The organism is Psychrobacter sp. ANT_WB68, from assembly GCF_008369115.1.
In the GTDB taxonomy this organism is placed as follows: domain Bacteria; phylum Pseudomonadota; class Gammaproteobacteria; order Pseudomonadales; family Moraxellaceae; genus Psychrobacter.
In genome coordinates this window covers 476,623-491,812 of sequence record NZ_VOAZ01000002.1, presented here as the reverse complement: position 1 = coordinate 491,812, position 15,190 = coordinate 476,623, and the positions used below count along the sequence as shown (strand labels likewise).

The following is a 15,190-nucleotide window of genomic DNA, read 5'->3' as shown; positions in this document are numbered from 1 at the left end:
AACTATGGCCATCGATAATAACAACCCTTTAGAACAACAGAACAATCCTGAACCGAATGGCTCAAATAGCGAAGCTAGTACGCGTCGCCGTAAGAAACCGCGCCGTGATGGTAAGGGTAGCAATAGCCAAACTAATCATGCCACTACCAAAACCTCAGGTAGTAAGGCTCGCCATAGTGGAAAAACCGCGGATAAAGGCAGTCAAGCACTTACTACTCAAGCATCTGATGCGACTGATAGTAAGTTAGTATCAGCTGATTTAGGAGATGCTGCTGACGATGCAGCGGCCTATGCTGAAGGCGGTATTAAAGCCATTGGCGATCAGCGTATCATTCCTTTTATGAAGATAGAAAAGCCAATGGCAATTCTATCGCTGCTTCTGGTCATTGGTAGTATTATCGCAATTGCAGTCAATGGTCTAAACCTAGGTCTTGATTTCACCGGCGGGGTTTCAGCCGATGTGCGTTACGAGCAGCCTGCTGAGCAAGTCGACGTGGTCAAAGCTTTGGCTGATAATGGCTTTGATGATGCTGTCGTACAGTATTTAGGAACGCGTCAAGAGTTACTAATACGCTTACCACCCCAATCTGATAACGTCGATGGGCTTAACGCCAGTCTGAGCAAAGCATTGGCACTGCCTAATAATAATGTTGAAATCAGTAATGTTAATATTATTGGTAGTCAAGTAGGTAACGAAGTTTACCTAAACTCTGTCATGTCACTGGTGTTGGCATTGGCCTGTATGCTTGGTTATGTGGCCCTACGTTTCCAATTCAAACTCGCTCTTGGTGCGGTAATATCCCTATTCCACGATGCTATTGTAACCATCGGGGTCTTTGCGTTATTCGGCTTCCCTTTTGACTTAACGGTCTTGGCCGCTATTTTGGCATTGATTGGTTATTCATTGAACGATACGATTGTTGTCTATGACCGTATCCGTGAAAACTTCCGCCGTGTGCGTGGTATCACGCCTCGTCAAACGATTGATTTATCATTAACAGAGACACTGCGCCGTACTATTATGACTATCTCAACGGTACTGCTGGTTGTCCTCGCAATGCTATTCTTAGGCGGTGATGGTCTATACTGGTTCTCAGTGGCGCTCTTTATCGGCTTACTAGCAGGTACCTATTCATCGACTTATATCGCAAGCTCTATTCCTTTAAGAATGGGTTTATCACGTGATGACTTTATCGTTAAAGTAAAACCTGAGTTTGAAGAAGAAATCGTTACCTTCAATGATCCAAAAATGTTTGAGCAAGACTAACGCTTATATCAAAGGTAATAACTGAACCCTTTAGTTATTAGGCCAGTAAGCGTTATACGATAAAAGCACCTAAACCTTAGGTGCTTTTATATTTATACTGTTTCCATTAATATTATGTTCTCTAATAAGCGGTTGGCAAGCTGTTCTACCGATTTATATAAGCGACTGTTTTATGTCATCTACCCTGCCGCCAAGTGTTATGCCACCGATTGATACTCGCTATGCACGCATCATCGCGATCGCGTTGCCAGTATTATTAGCCAATCTTGCAATGCCGCTACAAAGCGTTATTGATACGGCAATTGTCGGTAATATGAATGACACCGCGAAGCTAGCTGGAATGGGATTAGCCATACAACTGCTCTCTTTAATACTGGTAAGCTTCAACTTCTTGCAATACGCTTCCTCTGGACTTTCCGCGCAAGCAGTGGGTCAGTTGGCTAATAAAGACACCTCTAGCCATGCGATATCAAACTCATTTTATCTAACACAATCACCGCTCCTATCAATTTTGCAACGCGCTTTGTTACTGGCCTTTATAATTGGTGCGGTTTTGCTCGTCGCGAAACCTTGGCTGATTGACTTGGGACTACAAGCACTTTCAGCCAATCCTGACAGTGGCAGCGCGGCAAAGACTTACTTAGACGTGCGTTTTTGGGGCGTAATAGCTGAGCTGATGAATTTTGCATTTATTGGCTGGTTTGCCGGTCAAGGCAAGACCCGCTATATGCTTTATCAACAAGTCTTTATCGCTATTCTTAATATTATTCTGACTTTATTTTTTGTTTACGTGATGCAAATGGGCTTGGTTGGGGTGGCGTTAGGAACGACGATTGCCTTTTGGCTTGGCGTGGTATTGGCATTATGGCTTAGTCGTCGACATCTACAAATCTCTTGGCGCGCGTTATTTACCGCTAATAAAGAACACTTTAGCAAAGATAAAATGCTTAGGCTATTTTCATTAAATAAAGACATCTTTATACGTACGCTTATTTTAACCATAAGCTTTGCTTGGATTACGCGCCTTTCTGCCCAAAGTGGTGATATCATATTGGCCGCCAACGCTATCTTATTACAGGTATTGAGTATCTCCGCCTTTGCCCTCGATGGCGTCGCAGTATCAGCTGAGACTTTAAGTGGACAAGCTGCTGGACGACGTGACTGGCCGCGTTTTCGTATTATCGTTAAACGCACGGGCGTTGTCAGCTACGGACTCGCTATAATGCTAAGCGCAATATGGTGGCTAGCCATGCCGACTTATTTGCAATTGATGACCAATATTGAGCCGGTGTTTGCACTGGCTTATGACTATCACCTGTATGCAGTATTACTTCCCCTTGTTGGGGTTGGTGCTTATTGGTTGGATGGGATATTTTTTGGTTTAACAGCCGGTAATGTGATTCGTAATGCTGCAATTATATTGGCGGTTATCTTCTTCCCACTCAGTTGGCTACTTTATCAACAATGGGATATGACGGGAATCTGGCTTAGCGTTTGGTGCTTATTATTATTGAGATTAATTATTCTTGGTGGATTTTTATTCCGCGCTCATCAAACAGGCAGTTATGAAAAATTGCAGCCTGAAGCCTGATTATTAAGAGCATTTAGCTAAAATGGTGTTTATATGATGTGTTTTTAGAAAATAGACAATAAACGAAAAACTAAAGTAAGAAAAAATTAGGATATCACGTGAACACTCAATCAAATGAGATAAACCAAAATCAAGCCTACAATTATGATTGGGCGGAAGGCTTTAAGAAAAGCTTGCCAGTCGCCATGGGTTATTTACCAGCAGGTATTGCTTTTGGCGTGCTTGCACAAGTGGCTGGAATTCCTGTGTGGGCCACTATTATGCTGAGTATCGTTTTGTATGCAGGCGCGGCGCAATATGCCTGCTTACCAATGTTGAGCGCAGGCCTACCGATCGGTAATATCGCAACCAATATTGCCGCGATTAATTTGCGTCATGTTTTTTATGGCATGCCGTTATTACAATATCTACCAAAAAATAAACTGGCCAAAACCTATTGCTTATTTGCCTTAACGGACGAAACTTTTTCGGTGATGACCAGTTTGCCGAATGAATCGAGGCAGGCATTGATAGTGCCCATAAGCTTATTCAATCAAGGCTGGTGGGTATTAGCAGGTGCAATTGGTGTTTTCATCGGCAGTGCGCTAAGTGATTTAGTGCCACATTTGGATTTTGCTTTAGTGTGTTTATTTGCCATTTTGGCTTATGAGCAGTTTCAAAGTATCAAACGCTATTTCCCCATTGGTATTGCTGTGATTGCCTTAGTGATTGCTTCATTGTTTACTAGCAACTGGCTATTATTAGTAGCGATTACGATTTGTATGCTGATGATTTTGGCACGTGGATTTTGGGTGCAGCGCAGTATACAAGGAGGCAATCATGACCAGTAGTTATCTAATTTTTGCGACTTTAGCGATGGCCGCAGTGACCTTTATCACCCGTGCTCTACCCGCTTTAATACCCAAAAAGCTACTGGATACGCCTTGGCTGCATCGCTTAAATGAAAGCTTGCCGCTCTCTGTCATGGTATTACTGATTTTAACCAGTCTTTCCTATCAAGGTTTATCAGAACATGCGGGATTAAATAGTGCTGAAGTGCATTTATTAATGGCGCAAATTGGGGCGTTACTATTGGTACTATTTATTTATCATCTTAGTCGTCAGTTACTGGTGAGCATGATAGTAGGTATTGCCGCGATTAATGGCTTTTTATGGTTATTCACTCACTTTTTAGGCTGATTAAACCCTGACTCTTCATCATATTTATTTTTGATAATAAAAAAGGCGGGAATCATCGAGATCCAGCCTTTTACGTTTTAAAATCAGTCTTTTTAAAACTGTTCTAATTATAAGTGCTTAAAGCTCTTCGACACCCATCATGTCAACTGGGGTATCAGCAACGATTTGCACGCCTTTTTTACCAGTCTTGGCCGTATCATTACGTTGCTCTTGTAAGTGCTCGAGATAGGCTTCGTTGATTTGTCCGGTGATGTAGCAACCATTAAACACCGCACAATCAAAACCTTCGACTTTGCTATGCTTAGTATCTTTGACGGCTTCAATCAAATCGTCCAAATCTTGGAAAATCAAGCGGTCAGCACCGATAATCTCGCGCACTTCCTCGACACTATGACCTGAGGCGATAAGCTCGCTACGCACTGGCATATCGATACCATAAACGTTTGGATATTTAACCGGCGGCGCAGCACTAGCAAAGAATACTTTACGGGCACCAGCATCACGTGCCATTTGGATAATTTCATGACACGTCGTGCCGCGAACGATTGAATCATCAACCAATAGTACGTTTTTACCTTTAAACTCAAGCGGCACCGCACTGAGCTTTTGACGCACTGATTTTTTACGTTGCTGCTGACCTGGCATGATAAAGGTACGACCGATATAGCGGTTTTTCATAAACCCTTCACGGTACTTGATATTCATCTTTAGCGCCAATTCCATCGCTGAAGTACGCGAGGTATCAGGAATAGGAATGACCACATCGATATCGTGATTTTCGCCCCATTCAGCAAGGATTTTATCTGCTAATTTTTCGCCCATACGTAAGCGCGATTTATAAACCGAGATATTATCCATAATAGAATCTGGACGGGCAAAATAGACATATTCAAAGATACAAGGCGTATATTCTTTTGGCTCGACACACTGATGCGTATGAAGCTTATGGTCTAAGTCAATAAAGATAGCTTCACCAGGCTTTACATCACGAATAATACTAAAACCTGAACCAGTTAAAGCGACTGATTCCGATGCTACCATGTATTCTGTGCCGCCATTAGGCGCCATGCGCTTACCAAAGATAAGCGGACGAATACCGTTTGGATCGCGAAATGCTAGCAAACCATTACCGGTAATTAAAGCGACTACCCCATAAGCACCTTCAATACGGCTATAAACTGCTGTTACTGCCTCAAATATATCCGCAGGCGTTGGATGGGTTTTGTCGATACTCTGCATCTCATGTGCCAACACATTGAGCAGAACCTCAGAGTCTGAGTCAGTATTTAGATGTCGACGATCTTCTTGATAAAGCGTTTTTGCTAAGCTCTCAGCATTGGTTAAATTACCATTGTGTGCAAGCGTAATACCATAAGGCGAGTTGACATAAAAAGGCTGTGCTTCGGCACTACTTGAGGTACCAGCGGTTGGGTAACGGACGTGACCGATACCAAACTTACCCACCAGCTTTAGCATATGACGATTCATAAAAACGTCACGTACCATACCATTTTCTTTACGTAAATAAAGACGCCCGTCCTGTAAAGTCACAATACCTGCTGCATCTTGCCCGCGATGCTGCAACATGGTTAAGGCATCATAAAGAATTTGGTTGACTGGCTCATGAGCTGCGACCCCAACGACTCCACACATAGTTGTATCCTATTTTGTACCACACATTGATAACACAATAACGGCATCATTGCTGACAAGGTTGTTTAACATATTGCCTGCTATTTGCCGCCAAGCTGACGATTTTTCTGAGCGTAACATCTTATGGATAATAGATAAGGTCGATTATCCGTAAGACAAGTTGTTGATGATTAATAGAGGTGTATTTTACGAATATTAAGGAGGATTGAATAGCTTTTTATGAACACTTATGACTGATGACGCTTATGACTGATTGACTTGATCCCAAGCCAAACCAAACATATCTGAGACCAATTCTTTACCCATGGGAGCATAAGGCAGTAATTCAGGCGCGAGCACCGAGGTTTCCCATTGCGGCATTTGCACCAATAATGGCGCACTGACGCTAAGAACCACTAAAACCATTAATACATTTTTTGCCGCCCCAAGGACCCCGCCCGCCATTTTATCGAGGACACCAAGACGTAAGGTTTTGAGTACTCCGGAGAATACAAACGCAACCAAATGCATAATGGCTAAGATAGCAATCACAATCACTAAAAAAGCCACCGCCATCTGCAAAACGGGATTTTCTACCATGCCTGAGAATTGCGGAGCAACTGAGCCTGCCAATCGAGTGGCAGCAATGAGTGCGATAAACCAACCGACCAAACCGACAGCCGTTTTAATCAGACCTACCTGAAAACCACGCCATAAGCCAATCAAAACAACTACAGCAATCACAATGTCCAAACCACTCATGTTTATCGCCTCATTTGCATCTTATATCGGGTATTTCAGTAAAGGTGAAATTTTTGGAATCTTAAAGGTCTTTAAAAGGATTAACCTTCCATGGCATCGTAATAACCACCGATAGATTGAACACAAGACTGTACCAGCCCAGGCCCCTTATAGATAAGCCCTGAATAGAGCTGCACCAAATCTGCCCCTGCTTCGATTTTTTTAACGGCTTTGGCACCGCTATCGATACCACCAACGCCAATCAAAGCTACTTTACCATCCAGTTGATCGGAGAATTGTTGTAAAATCTGGGTGCTAATGTGGCTGACAGGACGACCTGATAAACCGCCTGCTTGGTTACCATCGGGCAAGTCTTCGACACCCACGCGGCTCAAAGTTGTATTGGTGGCAATCAAACCATCAATCTCAAAATCCAGCAGTTGCTGGGAGATATAGTCCACTTGTAACGGCTCTAAATCAGGGGCAACTTTTAGTACCAATGGCACATAAAAACCATATTCGGTTGCCAACTGATTGTGGCGGTTTTTAATGGTGTCTAATAATTGGGTTAGCGCTTCACCACTTTGTAAGTCACGCAAATTTTTGGTATTCGGTGAGGAAATATTCACGGTAATATAAGACGCATGCGGATAGACACGCTCTAAGCAATAGACATAATCATCAGCTGCATTTTCAACCGGTGTCGCAGCATTTTTACCGATATTAATGCCAATATTGCCTTTGTATTTACAGCGTTTTACATTTTCAATCAGGTAATCAACGCCTTCATTATTAAAGCCCATCCGGTTAATAATAGCATCGGCTTGCTTAATTCTAAATAATCTCGGTCTTTCATTACCGGCTTGCGGCTTTGGCGTGACGGTACCGACTTCGATAAAACCAAAACCCAACTCTGCCAGCGCATCGATATAGTCGCCGTTTTTGTCCAATCCGGCAGCAAGCCCAACAGGATTAGCAAACTGCAAGCCCATACAGTCGGTTGGCTGCATCGACTGACCATATACTAAGCCCAACACACGCGCTTTATGAGCTTTATCTAATAAAGATAACGTCAGCTCATGAGCGTGTTCAGGGTCCATATTGAATAAAAAAGGGCGAAGTAAGGCATAAGACATAGTAATGACAGACCCTGCTTGAAAAGAAATAATGAATAAAAAAAACGAATGAGGTCAAGCGCAGCGATTATATCAGCTTAACTGAAATAAGACCAAAGTTTCATAGGACAAATTTCGCTATATCATACGAATAAACAATCGTGAATGCTGCAAACGGACTCATCCAACCTACTGGGTTAATTGATATCAGAAAGTATGTTTCATCCGCATCCATCTTCTAAATTAAGGGACAGGGCGTCCATCGGTAAGTGCAATCCAACCGCGTACAATACGGTATAGATGCCAAATAAAAGTAAAACCCATGATAATAAAGCCCAAACTGGCCAGTAATACCGAGCCAATGGCAATGTTACCACTGTCCGCCAACACGCTTACGCCAAAACCACCTAAGGCAAACGTGATAATGAGCACGCCAATGACAAACAAGACAATACTGTACCAGAACGTCTTAATCTGCCAATCAAAATGCGTAGCAAGCCATGTATTATCAGCCTCACGGCGTTTGGCATAATTCATAAAAATAGGCACAATCCACAGCAGTCCAGCCGTAAAATAGCTGAGCACATATAGTAAATACGTGATGTGGTTATACGTGGTTAAGGAGCGTTGTTTATTATCACTCATCCCGTCATTCGTATTGTTTGTCATACTGTTACTCATTATATCCTGTGGTTTGTAGCTATATTATTGTGGTAAATAAACGGGTTTTCAATGCGCCATACTTTAAAATATACAAGCGGTTAAGCATAACCTTTGTTAGGCATAAGGTTATTAAGCATACCTCTTAAGCAATCGTTGTTGAGAAAGTCGCTCCTTAAAACTTCACTATCTAAAAAATCACTGCTCAAAAAGTCGTTTTTTAAGAGGTTACTGTCGCCTGTACCTGAATCGCTTTGGTGACCAAATCTTGCTGCATCGATAGTTGGGTAAATTGCCAGCCTTGCTGCTCAAGCTTACCCAGTGCGCCGCTCACTACCGCTTGGCTTGGATGCTTAAAGCTCAGTTGCACCGCATCGCCAGCCGCAATGACCTGCGCATCGGCAATCCCTGAATTATTTAATAGCGCACTGATACTACTAGCCGGCGGCATGGTATCTACGCCATCTGCAGTACTAGCAGCATTTAACGCATTGCTATCAATGTTACCAGCTTGGGCACGTAACCAAAAATAATCAGCGACCTGCTCTTGATACTCATTTTTGCTCGCATTTGCTGCTTGATGGACACTATAGCCGCCATAGCCACCGACAAATAATAGCAAGAATGCCGATAATAACAGCAACGCTAACTGGTCGCGGGGAGACAGTGTCTGCCAACGTGTTGCCAAGATACTTTGATAGCCACTCATACGCGTTGATAACGCACTGCTTTTAGGGTCAGTCACAATAGTGCTGCGTTTAGCGAGGCGCTGTAATCTTTTCATGGTTACCCTTTATTGCTTATGCTGCTGTTATTTTCTACGACGTCAACGGTCACTTGACCACTAAACTGCCCTTGCTCATTGCCGTTCACTTGTTCTAGTTTGGCGTTTAAGCCTTGAGAAACTAGCGTATTGGTAAATTGATCAAGACTACCGCGGTCTGGTGCAATCAATGTAAAGCTAAGCGCAGTTGGCTGCATGACTAGAGCTTGTGCGCGTAATGACGACTGTTTAATCAACGGTGATATACGTGATAATACGGCTATGTGAGAGTTAGGCGCTTGGCTGTCACTACGCAGTTTTGGTTGCAATTGCACTTGCAGCTTTGTGCGCGCACTAAGCGGCTCATTAGGAAACCAAGACTGATACTGAGCGGCAATCTCAGTTTTAGTCGCCGCTGTCGCCGCTTTATACTGATACCATTGCACCCCATCAGTCGCCATCTGTAATACCAATGCTGACAGCGCGACCATCATCGCCACCCGCAGATACGGTGATAGTTGTGAATCGGTCGATTTAATAAAAAAGTTCAGCGCATGACGTTCAGGAATTTCAAGCGGTTTAGGAACAACGGGTAGCGTGGTCAATAATAATTGATGCTCGGCAATCATTGCCGCCGTTTGAGTAAAGGCGCTGGCGGTAGTTTCATGCTTTGTTAAATCAATACCATCACCAAATGCTGGCTCATTAGTAAAATCTTCAGAAAAATCATTATTAGAAGCGTGACTAGAGTCATCAAAGGCACTATCGATAGCTGGCAATAGCAGCACTTCGCTTAAATGCGAAAAACGCTCAAAGATCAAAGGCAGATAACTTACGGCCATGCCTTGATGTAAGGATTGGCGTAATAGCATGGTGTGTTTATCTTGATACAATATGATTTGCTGCCCTGCGCCCTCTTCTGGCGTTGGCAATAATAGAAAATCAGGCAGTAAGGCCACGATATTCATACCAACCAGCTTCGCGCTTTGCTGCCATGATTCAATATCGCTTTGTGCCAAGGCGTATAGATGATGGCTAGTATTCTCGGTCATTTGCCGAATCGTTAACTGCTCAACAGGCGTCAGAGAGGTTTCTTCAAATAAATACTGCTTGCCGCTCATACCCAATTGTTTGAGCTGGACAGTATTCAGCTCAGACGTTATTTGTAAGACATGGCTTGAAGGAAAATACAGACACACAGATTTTTGGCTATTGGTTTTATAGCTACCATAGATGTCATGCAGCTGTTGCCAGCCGTCAATCAATTGCCATTGTTTTATATCTTCATGCCAGACCGCTAATGGACTGTGCTGCGCTCTTAACCAAACATGTAACACCAAATGTGTCCTTAATTATCGAAGCTGTTGTTTAAAGCTGTTGTCTATTGAAGCTGTCATTTATTGAAGCTGTCATTTATTGAAGCTCCGGTCTAGTAAGAATGTAGATGGTTTAACGAGCGTTTGTATTAATAAGGTTGATCTGGAACAAAGCGATCCATCTCAGTTGCCATACCCGTCATCACAAAATCCATCTCAAACACACGCGCTTCTGCGAGAGAAAACGACTCAGGGTAATCACCCGTTAGTAGACCAGCGATGTGGGCAACAATAGACATATGACATACTACTACCAGACATTCTGCTTCAATATTGCCAATATCAATTAAAGCCTGACGGGCATCGTCAGAGGGCGTTATATTATCTAGTATTTGTGATGGCACGTTAGGTGCACGTAACTGTAGTGCTGCCAGTGTCTGCTGCGCTCTCTTATAAGGACTCACAACGAAAAAATCAGGTTGATAATGGGTTGTAATATATTCTGCCGTTTGCGCAGCTTGCTGCTGACCAAAGTCAGTCAACTGACGCGCACTGTCTGGGCGCGTTTCATCTTCTGCTTGACCATGACGCACTAAGATAATTTTCATAATCTTAACCACCTTGTTTGTTGCTTTTTACCTGGTTATTTCAACACCATTGCTATTTTGACACTGATGCAACCACGCTTTGCTAAGCGCTTTATTACCGCTCGTCATCCACTTTTTCATTTTTAGCGTTGCTGTTTGCCGTTTGCATTTGTGCCGTTAGCGCAGCATTGCTATGGTCATGCTCCATGACAAACTCAACATCACTACGGAATCCCGCCTCCATAAGATGTAAAGCAACCCCAAGTGCCGCTTTGTCTTCATAAATGACGGCATGCAGGGCATGAGTAATCGGCATATAGATGCCTTCTTTAGTGGCTTTTTCATGAACCTGCTGAATGGTATTCACGCCTTCCGCGGTTTGACCCAGTTTTTTGACCGCAGCATCGATAGTCATACCGCGACCGAGCATATTACCAATACGATAGTTACGACTCAGCTCTGAGCTACAGGTGGCATATAGGTCGCCCACGCCAGACAGACCTAAAAAAGTAAGCGGATTGGCACCAGAATGAACCCCAAAACGACTCATTTCTGCTAAGCCACGGGTCAGTATCATGGCTTTGGTGTTTTCACCCACTTCATAAGCCGCTGCCATCCCCATCGCAATGGCATAAATATTTTTGAGCGCGCCGCCAAGCTCGACGCCGCGAACATCATCACTGGCAAACACTCTAAAGAAAGCACTATGTAGCGCCGCCTGCACCGCATGGCGTAATGGCTCAGACTTACTAGCAATAACCGTAGCAGATGGCATGTTCTTCATGATTTCGATGGCAAGGTTTGGTCCTGACATTACCCCAAAGTTTACTTCCGGCAGCTCATCTTTAATAATATCACTCATTAAAGCAAAGGTATCTTTCTCCATACCTTTGGTTAAAGAAACGATAGATTGCCCGCTAATAAAAGGAGCGATACTTTTAAGGGTTTCTCGAAAGGCTAAGCCAGGAACAGCAATGAAAATAATGTCAGTATCTTTGACCGCAGCTTGTAAGTCGTGGCTGTATTTGAGGCGATCATCAAGCTTATAACCGGGCAGGTATTTTTTATTGGTCTGCGTCTTTGCCATGGCTTTAACCGTACGCTTATTGCGTACCCACAGCGTGGTATCACAGCCATTGCGGGCAGCCAAGTTTGCCATTGCCGTACCAAAACTACCGCCACCTAAAAATACCAGTCGCAACTTGGTTGGATTACTATGAATGTCTGCCATATTTTTTGCCACAGCAGACTCAACAGCGCTGGGATTTAATTTCTTACGTCCAAGCCCAGATTTGGTGGCACGCTCAATGATACCGGATAGCAAACTGTTTTGTTTTTCAGCCCCTTTATTGTCTGTTTGACTGTCATCTGTAGTTGCCTCTATATTTTTATCATTAGCGCTGGTCATATTCTTTTATCCGTTTTGACTGACTTAATTATGAATAGAATTTATGCTGAGTATACAGTGAGACTAACGGCATGTTTGAACAATTATTGATATAAAAACGCTATTTTAATCAAATAACGTGATTGATTTGCTCATTATTTTCTTTAGTGAGTCATTTTATTGTCGCAATCACTCTGTCTTGATATCTCTGCAACAGTATCTCTGTCCTACCTTTATGACTCGAAGCGTAGCAATGGTTCAATATCAATAGGCTTGCGCGTGGGCATATCGCAGGGACTGCTGCCAGTATAAACAAAAGCCGTGACGTAATCATCTGCACCAACACCAAAATACGCTTTAACGGCAGGCTCATTACATAGCAAGCCGGTGCGCCAAACGGTACTAAAACCTTGTGCTTTTAGCGCTAAAATAAGGTTCTGCACTGCCGCACCAGCGCTTAGCATCTGCTCAAAAGGTGGCACTTTTTTGTGCACTTGCATCTGGGTGACGACTGTAATAATCACTGGCGCGCGTAGCGGCATATTATAGGTTTTTTGGCGAGACTTCTCAGACAGCGCTTCGCCCTCTTGTGCTGCTTGTGCTTCAGCGGCTGCTAAAAAAGCACGACCCAACTCATGACGTGCATTACCTTGCGTGACAATAAAACGCCATGGTCGCAGCTTTTTGTGATCAGGAGCCGTCACCGCACAATCGATAGCGGCCTTAATCTGACTTTCTGTCGGTGCTGGGATACTCAGATTGCCGATACTGCGTCTCGATTTAATCCAATTAATCAGCTGCTCATCCGTCACCTGTGAGTTTGTCACTATTGGACTTTCGGTATTGAGTTGTGCCTCACTTTTATGGGCTTGCTTATTACCATTATCCGTATTATCTTCCGAACCATCTTCTAAGTTACTCATGATTTATCCTTATTTTTTATTATGCTGCATCCGTATCTTCGACCCGATGCTCCATTCTCAGGTAATCTTCTGACTGCATCTCAAGCAAGCGTGAACGCGTACGCTCAATCTCGAACGCCAACTTTTCTCCTTGATATAGCTCAAGAATAGATTGCTGCGCTCGAACCAATAGTTTGACACGGCGATCATAAAACTCATCAACCAGATAAATAAAACGGCGGGTTGGATCACGCAAGTCATCATCTAAAGCTGGAACGGCATTGATTAATACGGTGCTAAACTGCTTGGCAATTTCGATAAAATCGGATGCTGAGCGTGGCTCCATACATAAATGACGGAAGTCGCAAAATAAGATATCTTCGGTACGCGCGTTGATTTTTATCTCACGACCATTGATAACAATGGGCTCATTACTGATTTTTTGATTGTTAGACAAGCTTGCGAAACGGTTGGCTAACCAATGATGGTTGGCCTTGGTCATCGGCGATTCATATAACTCTGCCTGCTGCAATACCCGCAGACGATAGTCGATGCCCGAGTCAATATTCATCACTGTAGTATGACGCTCGACTTCGGCAATGGCCGGCATAAAACGGTCACGATGCAAACCGTCTTTATAAAGCCCTGATGGCTCAATGTTTGACGTCGCTACCAAGGTAATGCCACGATTAAATAGCATGGTAAACAAATCACCTAAAATCATGGCATCCGAGACGTTGGAAACAAAAAACTCATCAAAGCAGATAATCACCGCTTCTGCATAGATAATATCCGCAACTTTTTCTAACGGATCGCTCTGACCTTGTAGATTATTGAGCTCTTGATGCACACGCTGCATAAAGTGATGAAAATGCTGACGCATCTTACGCTCGATAGTCAAAGAGTCGTAAAACATATCCATCATCCATGTTTTACCACGACCCACCCCGCCCCACATATATAGGCCTTTGGGCGCGACAGGCTTTGACTTTAGGAAGCTAAAAAAGCCTTTTTTTTGTTCCACGCTATTATTGAGCTGATGGTATAACTCATCTAAATAGCTCATTGCCTGATATTGCTGCTCATCTCGAGTAAACTCATCAGTGCTAATGGCCTGCTCATAACGTTGTAAGGGAGATAAACTCATAATACGACTCATCATTAGACAAAATAAATATAAAAATAGCTAAAAACACTCTTACTTAAACGGGTTAAATCATAAGCTATTCGCTAGTGCTTATCTTAAGTGCTGATTTTAAGTAACTATCTTTAATGCTGTTATTTGGAATCAAAGGTATGTTCTTCTAACAAGCCTTTCAACTCTGACAAACGCCCATGGAAAAAGTGCCCAGCGCCATCGACAACACTAACAGCCAGACCTAAGCGCTCAGCGAAATCCTGCATAATGGCAGGATCAATCACCTCATCCGCATTACCATATATCTCAAAGGTTTTAGCAACGGGTAAGCTCAAATCACTGCTGTCGTTTTTTTCAACTGACGGCGCGATAAGGGCAACTTTTGACATCTCAAAATCACTTAACCCCCAAATATGCGGTGATACCATGACTTGCTCAGCGACGCGCGCTGTCACGTAACCCCCAAACGAAAAACCACCAAGCCATAGCTTGCGGGCGTTGGTTTGTTCGGCAATCCATTGTAGCACGGTCATCGCATCCACTACTTCCCCGTCCGCATAATCATGCTCACCAGTGGATTGTCCAACACCGCGAAAATTAAAACGCACCACATGCATACCATTATCACGAGCAAAGCGATACATCGTCGTCACCACTTTGTTGTTCATCGTACCATCGAATAATGGATTAGGATGGCAAAGTAGCGCTACCGTATCAGTATTTGGATCGTTAGGGTTATCTTGTTGCCATAGTGCATCGACTTCGAGCACGCCAGCAGGAGCAGGAATAAGTTGCATAGAGTTACTTACTAATTAAGAATGAATAGTCCAATTATCCTAGATATGGTTTATATTTCAAGTGATTTGCTGTGTATGGCTGACGTCTGTGACATTTTTTTGATAAATATGGGAG

The 15,190-nt window shown here is 43.3% G+C and carries 15 protein-coding genes; 4 read left to right on the top strand and 11 right to left on the bottom strand.

Annotated elements, in window-relative coordinates:
• Window positions 1-4: 4 nt before the first annotated feature.
• From secF to FQ084_RS07215, 4 genes are all read left to right on the top strand, one after another.
• Window positions 5-1,267, top strand: a complete 1,263-nt coding sequence (gene secF / locus FQ084_RS07230; protein WP_149489957.1) for a protein translocase subunit SecF — start codon at window positions 5-7, stop codon at window positions 1,265-1,267.
• Between the two features lie 172 nt (window positions 1,268-1,439).
• A complete protein-coding gene (locus tag FQ084_RS07225) occupies window positions 1,440-2,858 on the top strand; it encodes an MATE family efflux transporter (RefSeq protein WP_149489956.1) in 1,419 nt (472 codons plus the stop codon).
• 98 nt (window positions 2,859-2,956) lie between these two features.
• Window positions 2,957-3,688, top strand: coding sequence for an AzlC family ABC transporter permease (locus FQ084_RS07220; RefSeq protein ID WP_149489955.1), 732 nt, complete (start codon window positions 2,957-2,959; stop codon window positions 3,686-3,688).
• Window positions 3,678-4,037: an AzlD domain-containing protein gene (locus FQ084_RS07215; protein ID WP_149489954.1), complete on the top strand. Its 360-nt coding sequence runs from the start codon at window positions 3,678-3,680 to the stop codon at window positions 4,035-4,037. The genes FQ084_RS07220 and FQ084_RS07215 overlap by 11 nt, the downstream gene beginning before the upstream one ends.
• 117 nt (window positions 4,038-4,154) lie before the next feature.
• Here the strand turns inward: FQ084_RS07215 and purF are convergent, their stop codons facing one another.
• From purF to FQ084_RS07160, 11 genes are all read right to left on the bottom strand, one after another.
• Window positions 4,155-5,690 (bottom strand): amidophosphoribosyltransferase, encoded by a 1,536-nt coding sequence (gene purF / locus FQ084_RS07210; protein WP_149489953.1) that lies wholly within the window; start codon window positions 5,688-5,690, stop codon window positions 4,155-4,157.
• A 243-nt stretch (window positions 5,691-5,933) separates the two neighbouring features.
• Window positions 5,934-6,431 carry a CvpA family protein gene (locus FQ084_RS07205; RefSeq protein WP_149489952.1) on the bottom strand — a complete coding sequence of 166 codons (498 nt, stop codon included), beginning with the start codon at window positions 6,429-6,431 and terminating at the stop codon, window positions 5,934-5,936.
• Between the two features lie 80 nt (window positions 6,432-6,511).
• Window positions 6,512-7,546 (bottom strand): quinone-dependent dihydroorotate dehydrogenase, encoded by a 1,035-nt coding sequence (locus tag FQ084_RS07200; RefSeq protein WP_149489951.1) that lies wholly within the window; start codon window positions 7,544-7,546, stop codon window positions 6,512-6,514.
• A 222-nt stretch (window positions 7,547-7,768) separates the two neighbouring features.
• On the bottom strand, window positions 7,769-8,194 hold the full coding sequence (locus tag FQ084_RS07195; protein WP_188032922.1) for a DUF4870 family protein: 426 nt from the start codon (window positions 8,192-8,194) through the stop codon (window positions 7,769-7,771).
• Between the two features lie 211 nt (window positions 8,195-8,405).
• Complete coding sequence (gene gspM, locus FQ084_RS07190; protein ID WP_149489949.1) at window positions 8,406-8,969, bottom strand: type II secretion system protein GspM; 564 nt, start codon at window positions 8,967-8,969, stop codon at window positions 8,406-8,408.
• A gap of 2 nt (window positions 8,970-8,971) precedes the next feature.
• Complete coding sequence (gspL, locus tag FQ084_RS07185; RefSeq protein ID WP_149489948.1) at window positions 8,972-10,285, bottom strand: type II secretion system protein GspL; 1,314 nt, start codon at window positions 10,283-10,285, stop codon at window positions 8,972-8,974.
• Between the two features lie 128 nt (window positions 10,286-10,413).
• On the bottom strand, window positions 10,414-10,872 hold the full coding sequence (locus FQ084_RS07180; protein ID WP_149489947.1) for a SixA phosphatase family protein: 459 nt from the start codon (window positions 10,870-10,872) through the stop codon (window positions 10,414-10,416).
• A 94-nt stretch (window positions 10,873-10,966) separates the two neighbouring features.
• Window positions 10,967-12,259, bottom strand: a complete 1,293-nt coding sequence (locus FQ084_RS07175; protein WP_149489946.1) for an NAD(P)H-dependent glycerol-3-phosphate dehydrogenase — start codon at window positions 12,257-12,259, stop codon at window positions 10,967-10,969.
• A 212-nt stretch (window positions 12,260-12,471) separates the two neighbouring features.
• Window positions 12,472-13,161, bottom strand: a complete 690-nt coding sequence (locus FQ084_RS07170; RefSeq protein ID WP_262880689.1) for a nitroreductase — start codon at window positions 13,159-13,161, stop codon at window positions 12,472-12,474.
• A gap of 19 nt (window positions 13,162-13,180) precedes the next feature.
• Entirely contained in the window at window positions 13,181-14,287 is a 1,107-nt protein-coding gene (gene zapE, locus FQ084_RS07165; protein WP_149489945.1) for a cell division protein ZapE, read from the bottom strand.
• A 131-nt stretch (window positions 14,288-14,418) separates the two neighbouring features.
• Entirely contained in the window at window positions 14,419-15,075 is a 657-nt protein-coding gene (locus FQ084_RS07160) for an alpha/beta hydrolase (RefSeq protein ID WP_149489944.1), read from the bottom strand.
• Between the last annotated feature and the right edge of the window lie 115 nt (window positions 15,076-15,190).